This is a genomic window from Acinetobacter sp. ANC_7553 (genome assembly GCF_056779895.1).
This window is the reverse complement of record NZ_JBWYIV010000001.1, coordinates 21718-43787: the sequence shown is the minus strand read 5'-3', so window position 1 is coordinate 43787 and position 22070 is coordinate 21718. Positions and strand designations below refer to the sequence as shown.

Here is a 22070-nt window from a genome sequence, read left to right as displayed (position 1 = left end):
GGGATAATTTTGCTTTTAAATCAATACGTTTATCTTTTAAAAAATAATTGGTGGTTTAGCCAGTTTGATCATGAACTACAACAGCTGATGCTCGAACATGCTCAGCTCATTGAATATGGCAAAGAGCAACTGATATTTTCTAAAGCTGATCAATTTGATGGCATTTATGCCGTGATTGATGGTGCTGTTCGTTTAGCACATATTGACGTAGAAGGTCGTGAGGCGGTGACAGTTATCGCAGATCCCATTATGTGGTTTGGTGAAATTTCGTTGATTGATCAACAACCCCGCTCTCATCATGCGATTACCAGTAAAAAATCCAAAATCCTCAAAATAAGCCGTGTAGGACTTGATCTAATTTTAGAACAATATCCAAAATTTTGGTTTTATCTGGCCCAATTGGTCAGTCATAAACTTCGTTATGCTTTCATGGAGTTAGTCTCTATTCAAACACAACCCCTTATTCAACGCTTAGCCCAGAGATTAATCTTTATCTTAAATGGATACGGTAATCTCAAAGAAATTGAAAAAAACACCATCAACCTATCTCAAGAACAATTGGCACAAATGTTGGTCTGCTCAAGACAGACCATTAATCAAGAACTACAACATTTAGAAAAAATTGGCGCAATTAAAATTGCATTTAAAAAAATTGAGGTGATTAATCTCAATCAACTTAAAGCTTTAGCCGATCAAACTTAACCGACTAAAGATGAAGAGCTTTAGTAAAATCTGGATTAATCATTGTATTGGGGTTGCTAGGGTCACTTAAAATAATTTTGTATACGCCTTGGTGTTTCCTAATTCTGGTTGCTCAATTGCAGTTTTGCACTGGGCTTTATCGCGTTCATAATTGGCTTGACGCTGTGCGAGCTGCCCCTCACTTTCCACGATTGCACGCGCCCAAGCATCTATGGTTGTTAGCGCTTTTCGACAAAGCGCATATTTCCCTTCAGTCACTGAGTCGGTCATTTTGACATTAATACGCCAATCCAACACCAATTGACGCACAGGCTCGCGTACTTGTGATGGTATAAGCGCTTTATTGGCTTGATACAGAATAGGATCAACCTGATTAATCAATTGCCAAGCATGATTTGCATATTCAGTTGCATCATTGGTCAACTTCGGTGCTTCTTTAATTTCAACCTTTTGATCGGCAGTTTCTGCCTGACCACCACAACCGGATAAAGTGAAGATGAGGAATGTAGTCAATGCAGCTAATTTAAAGGGAGATTGAATCGCAAACATGACATCGCTCTAATAAACTATTCGGCACTATGCTAGTAAATTCGGGTAGAATACTCAATCTCGTTTTATACCTTTTGTTCCAATCTCCAATTAGGTTTATCGTGACCCAATCAAGCTCCCCACACATGACACCGGCAGGTTTTTGGCAAGGTGCCAAAGACAGTCAAGCCATCATTTTCACCTATTTGCCTGTTTCATTCGCGTTTGGTGTATCGGCAACTCAATTTGGATTTACGGCGTGGGAAGCATTATTTTTATCCTGTTCGATGTATGCAGGTGCCAGTCAATTTTTGGTGGTTGCCTTACTCGGCAGTGGCACTTCCATCTGGATGACAGCCTTAACTGTAATAGCGCTTGATATTCGACATTTGTTATATGGTCCTGCTTTACAAAACTTAATTCAAGATAAACTCAATCTGAAAAAAACTGCAATTTGGTCATGGGGCTTGACCGACGAAGTCTTTGCATCAGGCATGATTAAACTGTCGCAACGCCGTCAAGAATGGTCTGAATCTTGGATGTTAGGTCTCAGTCTGTTTAGCTGGTTGTCTTGGGCACTCGGATCTTTTCTCGGGGGCTTATTTGCAGATCAAGTCAGTCATCTCCCCCAATTTTTGCAGGCAGCGCTCGACTTTCTATTACCTGCACTTTTCTTGAGCTTCTTACTAGCTGCATTTGAGAAAAAACATACCTTTGTCGTGACCATCACCATTATTGTTTCTGCTATTGCCTGTTACTTTATCGATTTATCTGCAGCGATATTCATTGGCATAAGCTCTGGTATTTTGGCTGGTTTGTTTAAACATTATGTACTGAAGCAACATGATCCTTTGCACACAGGTGAACAATCATGAATCTAGAAATTATTTGTGTCGGTATTCTGGTCGGCATCGCGAATTTCGCCTCACGCTTTGGTCCTTTTTTTGTGATTCAGAAACTACAACAAGGTCGCCAGAAACGCGGTGCTCTTTGGCTTAAAATCGCCCTTGGATCTATCGGTATTGCAGCAATCAGTTCAATGCTCGTGGTCGCGACTTTACCGCCGCTCTTAGAAACACCCAATAAGAGCGTTGCCATGTTAATTGGTTTTATTGTGCTCTCGGGTTTGTATTTCAAATTTAAACAGATTGTACCTGCAACACTCACAGCGGCACTCACATACGGTTTGGTGTATACCTATTTCCCACTTTAAAACATTTCTCGCGTATTATTCATTCAGATTCTAAATTTATAAGCCTGATCCTCGGATAAGGCTTATAAATTTTTATCAATAAAAAAATTAAACGATATCAAAATAATTTCTTGCTTTTTCTTGTATTCATCGCTCTCAAGAGGTTTTAGTTCTGATATGCTAAAAGTCCATAATATCAAGCACGGATGAATCAAATGCTTATTACACTCGGTACTCCACTTCAATCTTCGGCGTTTAAAGTTCTATTATTGGGTTCAGGTGAGTTGGGTAAAGAGGTGGTAATATCATTACAACGATTAGGTGTAGAAGTACATGCGGCAGATCGCTATGACAATGCACCTGCCATGCAAGTTGCTCATCACTCCTACACATTGAATATGGCGGATCCAAAAGAATTAAAAAAACTGATTGAACAAGTTCAACCTCATTTAATTGTTCCCGAGATTGAAGCCATTGCCACTGAAGTCTTAGTGGAAATCGAAGATTCTAAAACTGCCGTAGTTATTCCCTCTGCGAAAGCCGTCAATCTCACCATGAATCGTGAAGGAATTCGTCGCCTCGCAGCTGAGGAACTAGGGCTACCAACCTCGGCTTATCGTTTTGCCAATAGTTTGGAATCATTCCGTGCAGCATGTGATGATATTGGCTATCCAAATTTTGTAAAACCTGTGATGTCATCATCAGGTAAAGGACAGTCACGCGTAAAATCTTTTGATGAAGTCGACGCGGCTTGGGAATATGCTCAAACAGGTGGTCGTGTCAATCAAGGCACTGTCATCGTAGAATCGCAAATTGATTTTGATTTCGAAATTACATTACTCACAGTACGGGCAAAAAATCCTGAAACAGGAGAAATCGAAACGCACTTCTGCGATCCTATTGGACACCGTCAAGATGCAGGTGACTATGTAGAAAGCTGGCAACCTCAACCTATGAGCACAGCTGCCCTTGGTGAAGCAAAACGTATTGCCAATAAAGTCACAGTAGCACTAGGCGGTTGCGGTATTTTTGGTGTGGAATTATTTATTAAAGGTGATCAAGTTTGGTTCAGTGAAGTTTCTCCTCGTCCACATGACACTGGATTAGTCACACTTGCATCTCAATATCAAAGTGAATTTGAACTTCATGCCCGTGCGATTTTAGGTCTTCCAGTAAATACGCAACGTCACAGTGTTGCTGCAAGCGCTGTGATCTATGCAGGTGTTGATGATACGAATTTGTCATTTTCTGGCTTAAATCTTGCTATGCAAAACCCTAATGTCGATTTACGACTTTTTGGTAAACCTGAAGGCTTTAAACGTCGCCGTATGGGGGTTGCAACTGCACGTGCTGAAACAACTGACTTAGCACGCGAATTAGCGTCTGAAGCCGCTTCAAAAGTAATTGTAAATCAAAACAAATAATTCATTAGGTAGGCCATCATTTCATGATCAATACGTCTCCATTAGCAAACTATGTTTCGAGTAATCACGACATCAAGGCAATTAATCAATGGCGCTCAGATGTTGAAAATCAATTACAACATGAGTTTGAAAATGGTAAGGCGATACGTGAGATTATTCTCACTCGATCAAATCTGATTGATGAGGCGCTTAAATTCCTTTGGCAACATGCTGAGTTAGATCAAACCGATCTGGGTTTGTTCGCTGTAGGAGGTTATGGTCGTCGTGAAATGATGCCCTACTCTGATGTCGACATTCTGATCCTTTCAGAAGATGATCTTACACAAGAACAAGAAAATGCCATTACCATTTTTATTTCCTCTCTATGGGATGTTGGAAATTTTAAACCTGGCGTAAGTGTAAGAACCATTCAACAGTGCTTTGAACAGGCCATGAATGACTTAACGGTAGCTACATCTCTCATTGAGTCTCGTTTAATTATTGGCAATGAACACTTAGCGAAATGGCCTCGTCGTGTTGTTTCACAAACTTGGACGGATAAAACCTTCTTTGATGCCAAGATGGAAGAACAAGCCAAACGCTACGCTCAGCACAACAACACTGAAAGTAATTTAGAACCTGATATCAAAAATGCACCGGGCGGCATTCGAGACATTAACCAAATTGGTTGGATTGCAAAACGGCATTTCCGAGTAAATCGTATATACGATCTTGTACATTTAGGTTTCATTTCTGAGTTTGAACTTGGGGTTCTCGAAGATGCTGAGAATTTTCTCTGGGAAATTCGTCATCATTTACACCGCTTAACTAAGCGTGATGAAAACCGACTATTGTTTGATTACCAACGCGATATCGCAGCAAAATTTGGTTACCACAAAGTCGAAGGTGAACATATCAATTATCCAATTGAACAGTTCATGAAACGCTACTATCGAGCAGCTCAGCAGGTTTCAACCCTGAATGAAATGCTACTCGCCTATTTTAATGAGTCTGTCATCACGCCTCGCTTACCCAACTATGAGCGTAAAATTGAAGAAGTGAATGAAAACTTCAAATTGGTGGATGGTAAACTCGCAGTTCAACACCATAAAATTTTTGCAGAGAAGCCTACAGCCATCCTTGAGATTTTCTATATCCTAGCAAATCGCCCTGATATTGATGGTATTCGAGCTCGTACACTTCGATTGCTTACTTTAGCTGCAAAACGCATTGATCAAGCGTATAGAGACAATCCAGTTAATCAAGCCTTGTTTATGGCGATCATCCGGTCACCAAATAACTTATATGAAACATTGCTTGCGATGAAACGTTATAGTGTACTCGGCAACTATATTCCTGCATTTGGGCAAATCATGGGCCTTATGCAATACGATTTATTCCATATCTATACTGTAGATGCACATACGCTCCTACTCTTACGTAATTTAAATCGTTTTAAAGCACCCGAATTTGCTAAAGATTTTCCTGTCGTAAGTTCGGTATTCCAGCGTCTGGTGCGCCGAGACATCGTATTCCTCGCTGCTTTGTTCCATGATATCGCCAAAGGCCGTGGTGGAGACCATAGTGAATTGGGCGCGGTTGATGCCATTGAGTTCTGTAGCAAGCACGGTTTTACTGAGCGTGAGTGTAATCTTGTTGCGTGGTTGATCCAAAATCATCTATTGATGTCGATGACTGCGCAGAAAAAAGATATTTCTGATCCAGATGTTGTAAAAGATTTTGCCGAGAAGCTCGGTGATATGGAACACTTAGACTATCTGTATACGCTTACAGTGGCTGACATTAACGCAACCAATCCTAAGCTTTGGAACACATGGCGCGCATCGCTCATGCGTCAGTTATATACCAATGCTCGTGACGTTATTCGTAGTGGTTTGGGTCGTCCTGTCGATTACCAAATGCTGATCGAAGATACCAAATTTGCTGCAAGTGAATTACTTGTCAATGATTATGCTTTAGAAGCCGTTGAAAAAGTTTGGCAAGAACTTGGTGACGAATACTTCCTCAAAGAAACTGCAGATGAAGTCGCATGGCATACACGTGCAATCCTAGATCATGGTGATAATTCAGCACCATTGGTGATGATGCGCGCGCACCGTAAATCAGCGCAAGATGCTGTGCAGATTTTTATTTACACTCAAGATCAACCTAATCTTTTTGCAACCACTGTTGCAGTTCTAGATCGTATGAATCTAGATGTACAAGATGCACGCATTATTACAGCAACTAAATCCTTTAGCTTAGACACCTACGTGGTGCTTGATCGTTTTGGCACATTAGTGACAGATCCAGAACGTGAAAATACGGTAAAAGAATCATTGGTGCACGCATTAACAGATTCACAAAATTATCCAGGTTTAATGCAACGCCGTATTCCACGCCAACTTCGTCATTTTGATATCGAAAACACAATTGATATTACTTTGAACGAGGCGCTACAGCAAAATATGGTCGAGATCTCTACCCTCGATCAGCCTGGATTACTTGCCCGTATCGGTGGCTTATTTATGATGCAAGGTCTCGATATCCATTCCGCGAAAATCGCCACCTTGGGTGAGCGCGCAGAAGATATTTTCTTTGTAACCAAAAAGAATGGCGAACCTATGAATTTAACTGAAGCTCAGGCTTTTGCTGAACAATTAAAAGCAGCATTAGATGAGGCTTCAAATCAGGTCTGTAATCATCATTAAAATTTAGATTTAACCCGACGGTAACTGTTTCATGAACTCTAGTTTAAACCTATTACATCCTTATCCATTTGAAAAGTTGAATAAACTTTTTCAGGATGTAAAACCTGCAAATCTTCCGTTAATTCCATTGTCAATTGGTGAGCCAAAACATCCTGCACCTGAATTCGTAAAACAAGCTATTGTCGATAACTTCAATCATCTTTCGACATACCCAAACAGTAAAGGCTTACCAGAATTACGTGAAAGTATTTCGCAATGGCTCACACGCCGTTTCAAATTAAATGCTATTAGCGCAGAAGATCATATTTTACCTGTGACTGGCACACGTGAAGGAATTTTCTCATTCGTACAAGCGCTGATCAATCGTGATGAAGCGCCTTATGTAGTTATGCCGAATCCCTTTTATCAAATTTACGAAGGTGCAGCTTTACTCGCTGGCGCTCAACCCTATTTCATCAACTGTACTGAAGAAAATGGTTACCTTGGCGACTTCGATGCTGTCCCTGCGGAAGTATGGGAGAAGACAGTTTTGCTCTTTGTCTGCACCCCCGGAAATCCGACAGGTGCTGTGCTTTCAAAAGAACAGTTCAAAAAATTAATTGCGCTCTCTGATCAATACAATTTTGTCATCGCATCTGATGAATGTTATTCAGAACTATGGTTTGATGAAGCACCAGTTGGCTTATTAGACGTTTGTGCAGAATTAGGTCGTGATGACTATAAAAACTGTATCGTATTTCACTCTCTGTCTAAACGTTCTAATTTACCAGGTATGCGATCTGGCTTTGTTGCAGGTGATGCTAGTCTATTAAAACCTTATTTAAAATTCCGCACTTACCACGGTGCTGCAATGCCAGTACAGCATCAATTGGCATCGATTGCTGCATGGAATGATGAAGCACATGTTGAAGAAAACCGTAAACAATACCGTGCTAAATTTGATTTATTCCAACAAGAATTAGGTCATTTGCTACCACTGAAAAAGCCTGATGCGGGTTTCTATTATTGGTTAAAGGTCGATAATGATGAAACTTTTGCCAAAATGCTGATGGAAAAAGCACATATCAAAGTTTTACCGGGTCGTTATTTATCTCGTGATACTGAACAAGGCAACCCAGGTAAAAACCATGTTCGTCTTGCTCTCGTAGCAGATTTAGACCAATGTAAAGAAGTTGTTAAACGCTTAAAATCAATTCTCTAATCGTGCATGATCTTTAATTTTAAGCCCTCTTTTTAGAGGGCTTATTTTTTTTATTGATGATTCTAGGCATAGTTTGAGCGGAAATTGATATTTTCTAACAAACCTCTCTCTAACACTATCCCAGAGGAGGATAGAATTTAAAAGAATGGTTGTTCACGATAGCGTCTAGGATTGGTTGTAAAGCTATTATTATAGTTTGAGGAGTTAGAGCTATGACAATCTTATTCTGCTTTATCGCTGTGGCTTCAATTATTTATCAGATTATAAATTTGTAAATCCGAGTCCAAGATTCACCCCGTTACTCTTACATATGAGATACGATGCGCCTAAAGGTTGTTATAAAAAATCTATATTTTATGTATGGAAATAAGCTATCTTTAATTTCTGCAATAGTACTTAACACATGATTATAACCAACACTTTCGTGTCTAGATTCATCACCACCAAATCGTTGAAGTTTGTTATGTACAAAATTATCTGATTTAAACTTTTCAATTAATTTCTCTGTGCTTTCCACAACTTTACTATCATTATTTGTAAGTTTTCTTACCAAGTTAGTTCTAGATAAATTTACCTCTTGCCATTTTTTTCGTTTCCCATAAAATTCTTTATAATTATCGCTTTTAAAGTCTGCATTCTTTTCTAAGTTTTTATAAATTCTTTCTAGATCGTCAAGCCTTTCCCAATATGCTTTACATTCACTGGCTGTAACCTCAAGCCCTTTCTGTAGATGCCAAACTAAAAAATACTTAAAGCGACTATATATGGTGTCCATCCTTTAAATGTTACCCAGCCATCTGTAACACAATTATCCATACCTTATCCTTTTAATACTCTATGAACAGTAACAACGTGACAACCAGCAGTTTTAGCAATTTCTTCTTTTGTTAAAACTTTTTAACTCTCTGATTTTACCATATTTTTAGTAGCAACTTTTTCTATTTGGATTGTATCTGCTTCTTACTAAACCTTGTTTAAAACTTTCTTGAGTCTAACAATAATGGTCAGTAGTTCCCTTTAGAGATAATATAACTTTAACTATTGATACATCATAAAATTAAAAAAAACGCCATGAATTTTCATGGCGTTTTAAAACACTTAAAGACTGTAATTTAAAAATTACAAAGTAGCCAGAATGTCTCTTAAAGTTTGATTTGGATTTTCTGATTTAGTAATCGGACGGCCAATCACCAAGTGTGTAGAACCATCTAACATTGCTTGCTTAGGTGTAACAATACGTTTTTGATCATCCGCTGCAGAACCTTCCGGACGAATTCCTGGAGTGACGAGAGCAAAGTTCTGACCTAAAGTTTCACGTAACATTTTTGCTTCTTGCGCAGAACATACAACACCATCCAAGCCACTTTCTTGAGTTAAAGTCGCTAGACGTTTTACATGTTCAAAAGGCTCAATATCCAAACCTAGATCACGTAGATCTTCTCGCCCCATTGAAGTTAATACGGTTACTGCAATCAACTGTGTTTGATAGTTACCTGCTTTTAATCTTTCTACACAAGTTTCCATCATTTTTCGTCCACCAGATGCGTGAACATTAACCATCCATACCCCTTGATCTGCAGCAGCGCAAACGGCTTGTGCTGTCGTATTTGGAATATCATGAAATTTTAAATCTAAAAATACTTCAAAACCCTGATCATGCAATGCTTTTACAACAGTCGGACCTTCATGTGTAAAAAGTTCTTTACCCACTTTTACACGACAAAGTTTAGGATCCAAATTTTCAGCCATTTTCAATGCGTCGTATTGGCTTTTTGCATCTAAAGCAACAATGATACTCAAGGTTGTTCTTCCGTCCATCTAAAGTTGCGTCATTATAAAGATGTTCAACTTAAGCTGCAAAATTAACTTTAAAAAACGCAGCTTAAAATTCAACAGTTTATTTTCAATAAAAAAACCTCTAAAATAAATTTTAGAGGTTTTTTAAATATTTATAAATTACAGCGGATTTGAGTTACGCGGATCTGAATGCACATCTAGTACTGTCTTTTCATGACGTACATTTGCAGCAGCTTCAGCAGCAGCTAACTGAGCATTTTGGATTTGTTCTTTACGAAGATATTCAATATCTTTGCGAAGACGCTTAATTTCCCAACTATTTTGGAATACACGGAAAACTTGAACTCCAAGTAATAATCCAACGATGATCCCAAGTGCCAAAGTCAACAAAAGCAATAAACCTAATCTCATTGCCGGTACTTGAGTGAAGAGAAGATCAACAGTCAGTTCTGTACCATTTTGCAGAACCAATGCCAATGCATATCCGAAGATTACAACTAACAGTGCAACTAATACGTAACGCATAACCACCCCTGAGTAATTTATTATTTTCCTGCTGATTCGTTTACAGCATCTCTTAGTGCTTTACCTGGTTTGAAATGAGGTACAGCTTTAGCAGCCACTTCAACTGACTTACCTGTTTTAGGATTACGTCCAACTCGCGGTTCACGATGATGTAAAGCAAAACTTCCAAACCCACGAATTTCAATACGATTATCAGCTGATAATGACTCAATCATTTGATCGATCATAATTTTAACAGCTTCTTCGACCAATGGCTCAGCCAAATGAGGATTTTTGATAGAAATACGTTCTATTAAGTCAGACTTATTAAGTGCTTCAGTAGTCATCTGCGACCTCTTTAATTATCAAGCTACTCTGTGCATAGCGAGATAATAACCTGTTTAAATACAAAACGGTAGCGCAGTAAGTCAATACTACGCTACCGTTTACAGTATTTGTGTAAAAAGTATTAGTTAAATTACATTAACAATACATTGAACACGAAAGACTTAGTGGTTCATTTGAGCTTTGATCAAATCACCAATTGTCTTAGGACCGTTGTCTTGACCTGCAGAAGCAGTTTTCAAGTTAGCAACAGCTTCTTTCTCTTCAGCTTCGTCTTTCGCTTTGATAGACAAGTTGATTGCGCGTGATTTGCGATCAACATTGATGATCTTAGCTTCAACTTCTTGACCAACTTCTAAGAATTTAGTTGCATCTTCAACGCGGTCACGGTTGATTTCTGAAGCTTTAAGAGAAGCTTCAACTTCGTCAGCCAACTTAATTGTTGCGCCACGAGCATCAACTGCAACTACAGTACCTTTAACAAGAGCACCACGTTCGTTAGCAGCTAAGAAATCGTTGAACGGATCGCTGTTCATTTGCTTGATACCAAGGCTGATACGGTTGCCTTCAGCGTCTACAGAAAGGATAACCGCTTCAACAGTGTCACCTTTCTTGTAACGACGAATCGCTTCTTCGCCTTGTTCATTCCAAGAAATGTCAGATAAGTGAACTAGACCATCGATACCGCCTGGTAAACCGATGAAGATACCGAAGTCAGTGATAGACTTGATTGTACCTGAAACTTTTTCACCTTTGTCGTGAGCCTTAGCAAACTCTTCCCATGGGTTAGCACGAGTTTGTTTGATACCAAGAGAAATACGACGACGCTCTTCATCAACTTCAAGAACCATAACATCAACTTCATCACCAATCTGAACAACTTTAGATGGGTGGATGTTCTTGTTTGTGTGGTCCATTTCTGAAACGTGTACTAAGCCTTCAACGCCTTCAGCGATTTCAGCGAAGCAACCGTAATCAGTTAAGTTAGTTACACGCGCTTTAACGATAGAACCTTTAGGGTAACGGTTCATGATCGCTAACCATGGATCTTCACCAAGTTGTTTAAGACCTAATGATACACGGTTACGCTCTTTGTCAAACTTAAGTACTTTAACAGTAACTTCTTGACCAACTTCAACAACTTCTGATGGATGCTTGATACGTTTCCAAGCCATGTCAGTGATGTGAAGAAGACCATCAATACCGCCAAGGTCAACGAAAGCACCGTAGTCAGTAAGGTTTTTGATTGTACCAGTAACTGTTTGACCTTCTTCAAGTTGAGAAAGAAGAGCTTCACGGTCAGCTGAAGATTCAGCTTCCATAACAGCACGACGTGATACAACAACGTTATTACGTTTAGCGTCAAGTTTGATAACTTTGAACTCTAACTCTTTACCTTCAAGGTGAGTCGTGTCACGGATAGGACGAGTGTCTACCAAAGAACCTGGTAAGAACGCACGTACTGGACCGATGTCAACAGTGAAACCGCCTTTAACCTTACCAGAGATAACACCAGTAACGATCTCGCCGTCTTCAAAGATTTTTTCAAGTTTAGTCCAAGTTTCAGCACGCTTAGCTTTTTCACGTGATAAAACTGTTTGACCCATACCGTTGTCAAGCGCTTCAACAACTACGTCAACTGTGTCACCAACGTTAACTTCAAGTTCACGTTGTTCGTTTAAGAATTCAGAGCGAGCTACTACGCCTTCAGATTTAAGGCCAGTATCTACAGTTACCCAGTCAGAATCGATGCTAACAACGATACCTTGGATGACTGCACCCTTTTCAACGTTGAGGTTTAATTCGCTTGCTTCAAAGAGGGCTGCAAAAGATTCGGTCATGATATACCTAGAAAAGTCAGCGGTCTTGGATCAGACAAGGCCGGTTTAGTTAAGTATCGACATAGTCCATATAGAACTGATCAAGCTATGCTTCCACTAATATTCATTAATTTATCTTATTGCGCATCAATATATGCGGTCATCAGGTTAAATACAGCGTCAATGTCCAGATCTGAACTATCGATAATGTAAGCCCCTTCAGCCGGCTTAAGCGGCGCAACGGTTCTTTCCATATCACGCTTATCACGTGCTTGGATATTAGATAAAATGTCGCTTATTTTAACATTTTGCCCCATGGCCTGCAACTGCTTTACACGTCGCTCAGCACGCGACTCAGCAGAAGCCGTCAAATATATTTTTGCTTGGGCTTCTGGGAAGATTGAAGTCGCCATATCACGGCCATCGGCAACAAGACCTGGTGCTTGAGCAAATGCACGTTGTCTTTCGAATAATGCCTGTCTTAATTCAGGTACAACTGCAACCTTGGATGCAAACTCACCGACTTTTTCAGTGCGAATTTCATCCGTTACATCATGCCCGTTAAGTAAAATTTTTGTTTTTAAATGATCACTAACAAATTGAATATCGAGATGAGTCGCTATTTCTACGCATTTAACCAACACATCTGGATTGTGAATTGAATCAATTAAATTCAGCTGATGTAATGACAATCCCAACAAACGATACAAGGCTCCAGAATCCAATAAATGAAACTGATAATGCTGTGCCAATTTTGCTGCCAAAGTGCCTTTGCCTGAACCGCTTGGTCCATCGATCGTGATAATTTGAATTGTCATTACTTTACCAACTTCGCCTTAAAGGCGTTTTGCTAATTTCTTAAAACCAAGTGTAATAGCAAGTTTGAGTTGTGCAAGAATTAATTTGCTCACAAATGGTGCTCTTGCCTGTAATTCGATCGTGTATGTGACTAAAGTTTTAGCTGATGAAAGCTCTTTAAATTCAATAATTCCAAGATGATGTTTGATTAATGGATTCTTGATAAGTTTGTATTCAATACGCTTATTTGGCTCTAGTACAGTAATTTGTTCTTGAATTGGCTTTATTGGGCCTAATCCCATTTTTCGTACTGACCCAATCCCATCAGGACGGCTCGGATCAGCTGCATCTTTAATGCGTACAACCTGAATCGGTGCAAATACCTCATTATAAGTCGCATGTTTTGATAAAATTTCAAATACACGATCTATAGGCTGGTTAAATTCTTGTTTAACTTGGATTGAATTCATTTTTTATTCCTTTTCATTGAGTCCGCTTCATACTGACAATACATTATGTCAATTTTTCCACAATCAACAATAGCAATCATTCCTGATTATTTTCTATTTTTTGTCGTACACGCTGTTGTTTTTTTTGTTCACGTCTGAATTTAAAAAATTCTGAAAGTTGATGAGCACACGCTGATTGCATGCAGCCCCCTTCAAATTCAAATATATGGTTATAGTAACCTTGATTATTCAATAGCTGTCGCGCACTGACCAGAGAACCCGCCTTCGGCTCTAAAGTACCAAATACAACACGATGAACTCGAGCATGAATTAAAGCCCCCACACACATCGTGCATGGCTCAAGGGTTACATAAAGGGTTGCATCTTCTGGTAGACGATAGTTCTGAATTTGATTACATGCTTGGCGAAGTGCGACCACTTCTGCATGAGCAGTTGGATCATGACTCAGGATGGGCTGATTATATCCTTCACCAATTACTTTTCCTTGACTCACAATGACAGCTCCAACAGGAATTTCTCCCAATTGAGCTGCGAATGCAGCCTGCTCATAGGCACGCTGCATCCATTTTAGATCTTCGGCATCAAATTGGATTTCAGTCAAAATTAAATAATACCGTACTGTTTTAACAAGTTATTCCAGCTCTCGATATTTGTAACTGGTGGGTGCGCACCTAAAATTCCTTTTAAGGACATAGACTCTGCAGGTGTCCATTCAGGAGATAAATCTTTATCCACTAAACGCGCACGCACGCCCTCAACAAAATCAGGATGTCTAATTTTCCAATCAGAAATTTGAGTTTCAAGTTCAAATACTTCTTGCCAAGGATGAACTTGACGCCCCCATTGCCATAACAACCAGGTAATCGCAGCTGTACTTGGTGATCCTTTTGCCAGATTTTCACTCGCTTGTCTTAGCCAGTCACTTCGTGCATCACTTAGACCGATAATTGCTTCGTAGTCATTTTCAAAGTTTGCACCACGACAGACACTGTGAATCACGTCTAACGAGATTTGCAGTGGCCCTGGAGAAACTGGTCGATGCAAACTATTTAAAGTGTCATCTAATGCCCTAAAATCACCAGCAGGATAATGATCCCAATCGATATTAATCAACTTTTGTAAAACAACATCGCGCTGAGCATCACAAATATGAGTCGCCCAACCAATACCATAAGCTCCTGCCGCAGTCATGATCGATCCAGTTAAACCTGTAAATAGACCTATTGGACCACGATCTGCCAAGAAACGACTAGCACCAACATCTGGATATAAACCAATATTTACTTCTGGCATTGCAAGGCGCGAATAAGGTGTAACGAGTCTAAATGGCGCAGCCATAAATAGACCAAGCCCACCGCCCATCACATAACCTTCACCCCAAACGACTATCGGCTTAGCGTAGTCATGCAACAAAAGATCTAGCGCGTATTCTTGTTCAAAAAATTTATTTGCGGCATCAACCTCATTATTGATGACCAACTGACGGAGTTTGCGTACATCCCCACCGGCACAAAAAGCTTTAGGGGTTGTTGAATCAAACCAGATCGCTTTAACCGCATCATCATGATGAAACTTTTCAAAAACAGCCAATAAAGCCGTTACAATAGATTCATCAAGTGCATGTAAAGATTTTGGACGATTTAATCGAACCACTCTCCATCCATTCTGTGCTTCTTCAACAATTAAGTCAGGATGATATTGATTCGTCTCAGGAGATATTGTCATGCTTCCAGCTGCCATTTAATTGGCTCAATGCCATTTTGTTTAAGATAATTATTTGTTTTTGAAAAAACTTTACACCCAAAAAAACCACCTCGGTTTGCTGCCAATGGTGATGGATGTGCTGCTTTTAAGACCAAATGCTTATTTTGGTCAATTCGTTGACCTTTCTTATGCGCGTACGCACCCCAAAGAATGAAAACGATCTTTTCACGTTGCTCATTTAGAACATCTATCGCAGCATCGGTAAAATCTTCCCAACCTTTCTTTTGGTGTGAAGTCGGCTGGCCCGCTTCAACAGTCAATACACTGTTCAGCAACAAGACACCCTCTTCAGCCCATTGGGTTAAATCACCATGCTTGGCAGGCGCTATTCCAAGGTCAGTGCTGAGTTCGTGATAGATATTACGCAAAGACGGCGGTAATGCAACACCCTTTTGCACTGAAAAACTCAATCCATGTGCTTGATTTGGACCGTGATAAGGATCTTGACCGAGAATCACGACCTTTACACGATCTAAAGGTGTAGTGTTGAACGCATTAAATATAAGGGAATTAGGTGGGTATATCACCTTATTCGCCTGTAATTCAGATTTGAGAAAAGCTTTCAGCTGATCCATTTTATCGCTGAGCAGAAAATCTGCTAAAGCATACTTCCAACCATCCTCTAACCGAACTTGATTCAGTTGACTTAATTCTTGTTCGGTGAGTTGCATTGTGTTCATCCCTAAATCAATCACAGCTTTAAAGTTTTACTTGTAAATCTACACTTGGGTTCTTAAAAGTGAATCCTTGTTTCAATTGTTCGTACATTTTAGGATCAGACCATTCATTTTGAATTTGTTCTGAGAATACGATTTGATCAAGCGCCAATAAGCCCATCTGTTCATTTAAGATATCTTCAGCAAAACTTTGCGCATAGCCTGTGTCAGTTTCATGCACGATCACTGAATAGACTTCAACATCACCTTCACCATTTTGCGTGATAGTTGATTTCAGTACTTGTTCTGCCAAATAAAAGAAAATTCGAGAAAATTGTTCAGCAGAAGGTGAAACAGGCAATGAAACCCAACGCGCACTAAAAGTTTTACATGCTTGAATATATTCAGCTGAATCCTCTTGCCAAAAACAAATCGCATGATCAAAACTATCATAAAGTTCTTTGATCACACCTTTCAGCAAACCAAAATCATAGACCATTTGACCATGATCTAGCTTTGAGGCTTTCAATAATAATTCGACTTTATAGCTATGACCATGAATTGAACGCTTACAGCGGTCTGATGTGCAATTTCGCACAATATGCGCGTTTTCAAACTTAAATAATTTTCGAATTAACATATGTCAGAGCAATAAAAAATCATGGATTAAAATGATTATAGTGCATATTCACACAACTCATCATTAATTTTAACGTTTTAAGCAATTGGCAAAACGTATTAAAAACAAAAAAATAAAAAGCTATCATTCAATTTGTTTAAATTAATAGTTTAGCAATTTAATCAATTGGTTTGAAGAGGTGCCAAACTTCTTGAGAAGACATAAACCTTATCTTCATCACGCATCAGATAACTCGAAAAATATCGCTTTCGATCAGATAGCATGATTTCAATATCTGCTCGATAGAATGCGGATTTAACATCAAAATTATTTTTTGCTGTGCTTTTTGCTTCTTCACTTAACTGACTTAGAGTGTTGAGTTCCCAGAGCTGATCTACGGACTCATAAAATTCACCATTGGCTTTTTTCTGATCCAAATCACGCTGTACATTTTGCACATCCAAACTTGGGTCTATAGCAGCAATAATCATCGCTGGTGCTGTATTAATATTAATTTTAATTTCTTTTAAAGGAATCGCTGTAACATAAGGTTTTATCAATAAAAACTTATCACCTTCAAATCCTCGCACTTGCTTCAACTCTTCCACGCTATGAAAAGGACCATTCGCTGGCAAATAAGGACGCGTTAAACTTAAATAATAATTACTCTCTGCACCCATCGCGCCAATCGTCAAATCATCTTGATCTTGCCAATCAATTACCGCTTCACTCAATTCTTCTGGTAAACCAAGCTTTGTTAATAATCCCTTAAAGTAATTCACCGCATTATCATTCGGCACACCATCATCTTTGACCAAACTGTTTAAATTAAACTTACCCGTTTCATCAATAATTCGCCCTGCAACATAACCACCATCAATTGGAAATGGTGGCATCGGTTGAGCCCAAGTTTCTAGAAGATTATCTGATTTTGAATTGGATTTAGCATCTTGAACCAATAATTCTGAGAAAAAAGCTTCAGCACTTTTTGCATAATACAGTGCTTGGTTTTGACGAATCACATAGGCCGTATTTTCACTGGTATTATATTGACGATGGGCAATCGTCGCAGCAATGATAGTTGCCAAAGCGACTAACATTAAAATCGTAATCAGGGCGATTCCTTTTTGCTGCTTCATGCATTTTCCTAATGATTATTGACTAGAGGCCGGTTTTAAATAGTCAGTATTAAGCAAACTGAAAATCCACTCGTATTCAACATCTTGTTGCTTAAATCTAATTCGCATACCTTTAGGCAATAGTCGAGCAACACCATCTTGAGCATCATTACCATTAGAACTTATTGTTGATGCATCCGGCCACGAATTCAATTCATTCGGGTTCAAAATTGTGATTTGAAACTCATCCACATTCTCTAGGATCGTACTGGATAAAGGTTGGGTTGTTTGAAGAACATTCAGATTGGGATACTTTAAACGATAAACTTTTCGATCTTGTGCATTATAACGATATTCTATTCTCTCAAATGGAGACAAACCCTGTTTCAGCGGATCTGTGACCCCTGCCTTACTAAATTGTAAAGACTGATCATCCAGTAAAAATGCAGGTTGGATTTGTCCTGCGATATTTGCAGTCAGCGGTACAATTTGCAAAGCATCTCTTTGCATTTGTAAATAACTATCTTGCAAACTGAGAAGCTGCTGCTCATGCACCGCATTGCGATCTTTGACTTTATTTAAATAATCAAAAATTTTCCATCCCAAAGCAGACAATACTGCAAAGATGGCTATGGCAACCAAAAGCTCTACCAAGGTAAAACCTTGTTGTTTACTCTTGATCATGAGTTGGATTGCTCTCTGATAGGATAGTTATAAAACACCATGGTGGTGACACCAGATTCAACTTTACCTAAATCATTGTTATATAGACTCACTTGCACTTCTATTTTCTGAACATCTGGGCTAATAGTCGCTTCTGATTTTTTATCAATTTGCCAACTTAACCCTTGAGAGGTAATTTGCTTCGATTGAGTTCCCTCTAACCATTCACCACTAATTTGCATTGCAGCGACTTCATTTTGTGCGACGAATTGTGCTTTTGTTCGTAAAATTGCATTCGCAGTCGCCTGTGTGTACTGCATAGCTACCTTCGTCAATGACATTGCTGCTACAGCGAAAATAGCCAAAGCCACCACTACCTCAATCAAGGTAAATCCTTTAAGCGCCCGCATCGATTTTACCCAAGTAATCTATTTGAATAAGATCACCAATTGCTTTTTGTTCATAATACATTTGAATTGTGACAGGTTTAACCTCGCCATTGCCCAACCAAATTAATTTCGGTGCATTATTATTCATCAAGTCTGCATTCGTTGCATTTTCAAAACTATAGTCGCTACTTTCAATTTGAAATGAAACCTTAGCAGGGAGTTCTCTCGCAGAAAACTCGGGCATTTCAACCCAAATGGAAGGTTGACGATTATTGTTCGATACAAGCGTCTGCTCAGGACGAGTTAAATCATTATATTTTTGAAATGTATAGCTAAACTGATCACCATTCCATTGTGGCACCAATGCAACCACTAACGATTGATCAACAGCCTCTCGTTGAATACGTTTTAAATCTAATATTAAAGCTTCTCTAGCTTGCATTGCCTTACGTTGATCAATCCCACCAATATTCATCACCACCAATGCCGCCATGATGCTGATGATCACAATGACCACCATCAATTCGATTAAAGTAAATCCGCCTTGACGGTGATCTAGAGATTGCATATTAGGCCACTGAATCTGTCAAATTAATCTGTTTAGGTATCATCAACGCTTGATCAATTAAAGCAACCCTTAACGTATCTCGACAACCTAAATAGCGTTGATAGAAACTCGAGTTTAATATCGCAGCACCACCATGAGTAATCGACCAAATGGATGCTAGATAATCCCGAGAACTCATCTTACTTTGAATGGATGCTAGATGATTTTCTGTCATACGAATGATAATTCTGAGTCTACTTTTGCGGATCTGATACATTTCATTAAATAAATGATTAATACCCTGACCAGTTGTAGATAATCGTTCTTCAATTTGATGAAAGAGTACAGTACGTTCTGGATGATGCAAATGGTGCAACATAAAAAAAGCTAAATGTTCAGGAAAGCCTTTTTCAGTATCTCGAACCATTTCTAATAACATGCGCTCATTACGAATAATAAGCAACATGTACAATTCATCTTTACTTTGGAAGTGCTTATAGAGTGTTCCTTTTGCTAAATCTAACTCAGCGGCCAATGCATCCAATGTCATGCCCGCTTCGCCGTTTTCCAAAAGAAGTTGTTCTGCGACCTGAAATATTAATGCTTCTCTCGCTCTAAACTGAGCCTGACGATCCATCTTCACTCTATAAACTCTCTTCTTTCTATTTTCCGTATTAAATTTTTTACTACATTCGTAGAAGATTCTCGAAATTTTGCGTTGTAATAAAGGCAATCTCCTCGACTGACTTATCATATACATCACTTAATGCTTTGGCTACATATGGGACATACTTTGGTTCATTAGACTTTCCTCTATATGGCATTGGTGCTAAATAAGGGCTATCAGTCTCAATTAATAGTCGATCTAATGGAACTTGCTTGGCCACATCACGTAAATCCTGAGCATTTTTAAACGATACTATTCCTGAAAATGAAATGTAATAACCGCAATCTAGAACCGCTTTTGCCGTATCCCAATCCTCAGTAAAACAATGCAAAATTCCATGTGTCGACTTTTCAGCTCTTATAATATCTATCGTATCGTTTTTAGATGAACGTGTGTGTACAACCACTGGCTTTTTCACCATCTGTGAAGCTTGAATATGTCGTGCAAAACATTCTTTTTGTTCTTTAACAAATTCAGTACTGTGATAATAATCTAGACCCGTTTCACCAATTGCCCAGGCCTTATCTTTACTCGCCAATTCAACCAAAGTTTCAACAGTAGCACGCTGCATGACTGCTGGATCTTCACATGGATGCACCCCAACACTGTAACCCACTCCTTCGTGTCGAGCTGCAATTTCTGACAGAACAATATGATCATCCAAATCAACGGATATCCCCATCATTTTTGTGACACCAGCATCAATCGCTTGCTGAATTGCTAAATCGATATTTCCCTCGTAAGGTTCAAGATTGAGCATGTTTAAATGACAGTGTGTATCTACAAACACAAGGACACCTTTTAATTTTTTAAGTCAGAGCCTACATTGTAAAGCTTGCGCGTGCTGTTGACATACTTCCAGCGAGTATTTTTTCTGCTTCCATCTTGTAATAGGCTCCTTTATCTCCAGTTAACTGCAATCCAAAACCTTGTGGTTTAATGCCCGATTGCTTATAGGAAATCCAAATCACCTTACCCGTAATTGGTATTTTTTGGGTTTGATTAGGAAGTGTTGCCAAGATAAAAATCTCTTCACCCATTTTGACTGGATGTTTGGTTGGAATAAATAATCCACCACCCTCAACAAAAGGCATATAACTGGATTGCAGAGTTTCGCGATCATTAATATTGACTTGTAATAAACCGCCCGGACGTGGCTGCATCTCTATCCCCTGTATTCAAACATGATTATTGAACATTCATTAATTTTATAAAAAGCTGATCAACAATTAAATTTGATTGAACATTCTGCTCAACCATTTGTTTTGCTTGATGCACATCGTTATAAATATCAAATAATTGCTCTAATTGATATTGCTCAGCCAACAAACTAAAGTCTAAATCGCTATTTTTTACATTTTGTTCCATTTTGTATGCAACAAGATCAGCTAATAAGTACTCAAACATAAAAATCAACTCGGAAAAGTTGAGTTGCTTATTCCATTTAGAAGCGTACTGCATTGGCATATTTTTTTGACTGACTAAATGATACCAATCATTTATAAACTCACTTCGCAGAGTTAACCATTCACTTGAGGCCAACTCAATAGCAGCTAAAGGCATACCATTCGAAAGGTTAAGCAACAGTGTGCTCAAAGTCTGCTGCTCTGCATTCAAATGTTCATTCAAATATGCATTGGCTTGATCATCAGTCAGCCGATCTAAGGCGTAATGTTGTAAGCGACTTCGTATAGTGGCTGGTAATTTTAAATAATGATCCGCCAAAAGAATAATCACAACACGCTCACCTGGTTCTTCAAGTGTTTTCAATAAAGCATTTGACGATGCAATATTGAGCGCTTCCGCCGGTTCAATCACAATAACCCGCCAACCATCGACGGTTTGTTGCACGAATGGCTGTAATTCACGAATTTTCTCAATTTTAATTTTAGCGTTTTGTTTCTTATTGTCCTCATCCGTCGTGACGTAAACATAATTTGGATGAGTATCTGATTTTAGCCACAAACAACTCGAACACTGACCACAAGGTTGATTTGGCTGCTTATCTAAACATAGCAGCCAAGTAACAAATTGCTGGGTAAAAGCTTCTTTACCACAGCCTTTTTTGCCATAAAAAAGTAATCCATGACCAACTTGAGGAAACCGCTGAGTCAGTGTGCTCCATACATTGAGTTGCCAAGGATAAACATGCTGAGTCTGAGTCATTGACTAATCT

At 39.0% G+C, this 22070-nt stretch carries 26 protein-coding genes and 1 pseudogene; 6 read left to right on the top strand and 21 right to left on the bottom strand.

Annotation, left to right across the window (positions count from 1 at the left end; all coding sequences use genetic code 11):
* The first annotated feature begins 9 nt into the window (after positions 1-9).
* Positions 10-702: a Crp/Fnr family transcriptional regulator gene (locus tag AC1M9I_RS00240; RefSeq protein ID WP_481588339.1), complete on the top strand. Its 693-nt coding sequence runs from the start codon at positions 10-12 to the stop codon at positions 700-702.
* Positions 703-768: 66 nt separating this feature from the next.
* Here AC1M9I_RS00240 and AC1M9I_RS00235 read toward each other — a convergent pair whose 3' ends face one another.
* Positions 769-1251 (bottom strand): hypothetical protein, encoded by a 483-nt coding sequence (locus tag AC1M9I_RS00235; protein WP_481588340.1) that lies wholly within the window; start codon positions 1249-1251, stop codon positions 769-771.
* A gap of 125 nt (positions 1252-1376) precedes the next feature.
* Here AC1M9I_RS00235 and AC1M9I_RS00230 point away from each other — a divergent pair, with 125 nt between their 5' ends.
* The 5 genes from AC1M9I_RS00230 (at position 1377) to dapC (ending at position 7737) form a co-directional block, all read left to right on the top strand.
* Positions 1377-2105, top strand: a complete 729-nt coding sequence (locus AC1M9I_RS00230; protein WP_092766232.1) for an AzlC family ABC transporter permease — start codon at positions 1377-1379, stop codon at positions 2103-2105.
* Positions 2102-2443 (top strand): L-valine transporter subunit YgaH, encoded by a 342-nt coding sequence (gene ygaH / locus AC1M9I_RS00225; RefSeq protein ID WP_179998205.1) that lies wholly within the window; start codon positions 2102-2104, stop codon positions 2441-2443. The genes AC1M9I_RS00230 and ygaH overlap by 4 nt, the downstream gene beginning before the upstream one ends.
* A 185-nt stretch (positions 2444-2628) precedes the next feature.
* Positions 2629-3846, top strand: a complete 1218-nt coding sequence (gene purT / locus AC1M9I_RS00220) for a formate-dependent phosphoribosylglycinamide formyltransferase (protein WP_481588341.1) — start codon at positions 2629-2631, stop codon at positions 3844-3846.
* 23 nt (positions 3847-3869) lie between these two features.
* Complete coding sequence (glnD, locus tag AC1M9I_RS00215; protein ID WP_481588342.1) at positions 3870-6536, top strand: [protein-PII] uridylyltransferase; 2667 nt, start codon at positions 3870-3872, stop codon at positions 6534-6536.
* 31 nt (positions 6537-6567) lie between these two features.
* The gene (gene dapC, locus AC1M9I_RS00210) at positions 6568-7737 is read left to right on the top strand and encodes a succinyldiaminopimelate transaminase (protein WP_481588343.1); all 1170 of its coding nucleotides are present in this window, start codon (positions 6568-6570) and stop codon (positions 7735-7737) included.
* Positions 7738-8041: 304 nt separating this feature from the next.
* Here the strand turns inward: dapC and AC1M9I_RS00205 are convergent, their stop codons facing one another.
* From AC1M9I_RS00205 to AC1M9I_RS00110, 20 genes and pseudogenes are all read right to left on the bottom strand, one after another.
* Entirely contained in the window at positions 8042-8512 is a 471-nt protein-coding gene (locus tag AC1M9I_RS00205) for a hypothetical protein (RefSeq protein WP_481593014.1), read from the bottom strand.
* 44 nt (positions 8513-8556) lie between these two features.
* Positions 8557-8625 (bottom strand): annotated as a pseudogene (locus AC1M9I_RS00200) (recombinase family protein); the annotation flags it as partial.
* A 231-nt stretch (positions 8626-8856) separates the two neighbouring features.
* Positions 8857-9555, bottom strand: coding sequence for an orotidine-5'-phosphate decarboxylase (gene pyrF, locus AC1M9I_RS00195; protein ID WP_171076736.1), 699 nt, complete (start codon positions 9553-9555; stop codon positions 8857-8859).
* A 138-nt stretch (positions 9556-9693) separates the two neighbouring features.
* Positions 9694-10059, bottom strand: a complete 366-nt coding sequence (locus AC1M9I_RS00190; RefSeq protein ID WP_035264552.1) for a lipopolysaccharide assembly protein LapA domain-containing protein — start codon at positions 10057-10059, stop codon at positions 9694-9696.
* A 20-nt stretch (positions 10060-10079) separates the two neighbouring features.
* Positions 10080-10385, bottom strand: a complete 306-nt coding sequence (locus tag AC1M9I_RS00185) for an integration host factor subunit beta (RefSeq protein WP_035264555.1) — start codon at positions 10383-10385, stop codon at positions 10080-10082.
* A 162-nt stretch (positions 10386-10547) separates the two neighbouring features.
* Positions 10548-12224 carry a 30S ribosomal protein S1 gene (gene rpsA, locus AC1M9I_RS00180; protein WP_035264556.1) on the bottom strand — a complete coding sequence of 559 codons (1677 nt, stop codon included), beginning with the start codon at positions 12222-12224 and terminating at the stop codon, positions 10548-10550.
* Positions 12225-12340: 116 nt separating this feature from the next.
* Entirely contained in the window at positions 12341-13021 is a 681-nt protein-coding gene (gene cmk, locus AC1M9I_RS00175; RefSeq protein WP_035264559.1) for a (d)CMP kinase, read from the bottom strand.
* A gap of 18 nt (positions 13022-13039) precedes the next feature.
* The gene (locus AC1M9I_RS00170; RefSeq protein WP_481594329.1) at positions 13040-13471 is read right to left on the bottom strand and encodes an SRPBCC family protein; all 432 of its coding nucleotides are present in this window, start codon (positions 13469-13471) and stop codon (positions 13040-13042) included.
* A 76-nt stretch (positions 13472-13547) separates the two neighbouring features.
* Entirely contained in the window at positions 13548-14072 is a 525-nt protein-coding gene (tadA, locus tag AC1M9I_RS00165; RefSeq protein WP_481588346.1) for a tRNA adenosine(34) deaminase TadA, read from the bottom strand.
* A gap of 2 nt (positions 14073-14074) precedes the next feature.
* On the bottom strand, positions 14075-15196 hold the full coding sequence (locus AC1M9I_RS00160) for an enoyl-CoA hydratase/isomerase family protein (protein WP_179998211.1): 1122 nt from the start codon (positions 15194-15196) through the stop codon (positions 14075-14077).
* Entirely contained in the window at positions 15193-15906 is a 714-nt protein-coding gene (gene ung, locus AC1M9I_RS00155; RefSeq protein ID WP_179998212.1) for a uracil-DNA glycosylase, read from the bottom strand. The genes AC1M9I_RS00160 and ung overlap by 4 nt, the downstream gene beginning before the upstream one ends.
* Positions 15907-15934: 28 nt before the next feature.
* On the bottom strand, positions 15935-16531 hold the full coding sequence (locus AC1M9I_RS00150; RefSeq protein ID WP_179998213.1) for a 6-pyruvoyl trahydropterin synthase family protein: 597 nt from the start codon (positions 16529-16531) through the stop codon (positions 15935-15937).
* A 161-nt stretch (positions 16532-16692) separates the two neighbouring features.
* Positions 16693-17649, bottom strand: coding sequence for a type II secretion system minor pseudopilin GspK (gene gspK / locus AC1M9I_RS00145; RefSeq protein WP_481610514.1), 957 nt, complete (start codon positions 17647-17649; stop codon positions 16693-16695).
* Positions 17650-17664: 15 nt separating this feature from the next.
* Positions 17665-18312 carry a type II secretion system minor pseudopilin GspJ gene (gene gspJ / locus AC1M9I_RS00140; protein WP_481593008.1) on the bottom strand — a complete coding sequence of 216 codons (648 nt, stop codon included), beginning with the start codon at positions 18310-18312 and terminating at the stop codon, positions 17665-17667.
* Complete coding sequence (gspI, locus tag AC1M9I_RS00135) at positions 18309-18701, bottom strand: type II secretion system minor pseudopilin GspI (protein ID WP_481588351.1); 393 nt, start codon at positions 18699-18701, stop codon at positions 18309-18311. Before gspI ends, gspJ begins: the two co-directional genes overlap by 4 nt.
* Complete coding sequence (locus tag AC1M9I_RS00130; RefSeq protein WP_481594328.1) at positions 18688-19248, bottom strand: pilus assembly FimT family protein; 561 nt, start codon at positions 19246-19248, stop codon at positions 18688-18690. Before AC1M9I_RS00130 ends, gspI begins: the two co-directional genes overlap by 14 nt.
* Before the next feature lies 1 nt (position 19249).
* Positions 19250-19864: a TetR/AcrR family transcriptional regulator gene (locus AC1M9I_RS00125; protein ID WP_481594327.1), complete on the bottom strand. Its 615-nt coding sequence runs from the start codon at positions 19862-19864 to the stop codon at positions 19250-19252.
* 49 nt (positions 19865-19913) lie between these two features.
* A complete protein-coding gene (locus AC1M9I_RS00120) occupies positions 19914-20684 on the bottom strand; it encodes a TatD family hydrolase (RefSeq protein ID WP_481594326.1) in 771 nt (256 codons plus the stop codon).
* 31 nt (positions 20685-20715) lie between these two features.
* A complete protein-coding gene (locus AC1M9I_RS00115) occupies positions 20716-21057 on the bottom strand; it encodes a PilZ domain-containing protein (protein WP_481587020.1) in 342 nt (113 codons plus the stop codon).
* A 25-nt stretch (positions 21058-21082) separates the two neighbouring features.
* Complete coding sequence (locus tag AC1M9I_RS00110) at positions 21083-22060, bottom strand: DNA polymerase III subunit delta' (RefSeq protein ID WP_481610513.1); 978 nt, start codon at positions 22058-22060, stop codon at positions 21083-21085.
* Positions 22061-22070: the final 10 nt, after the last annotated feature.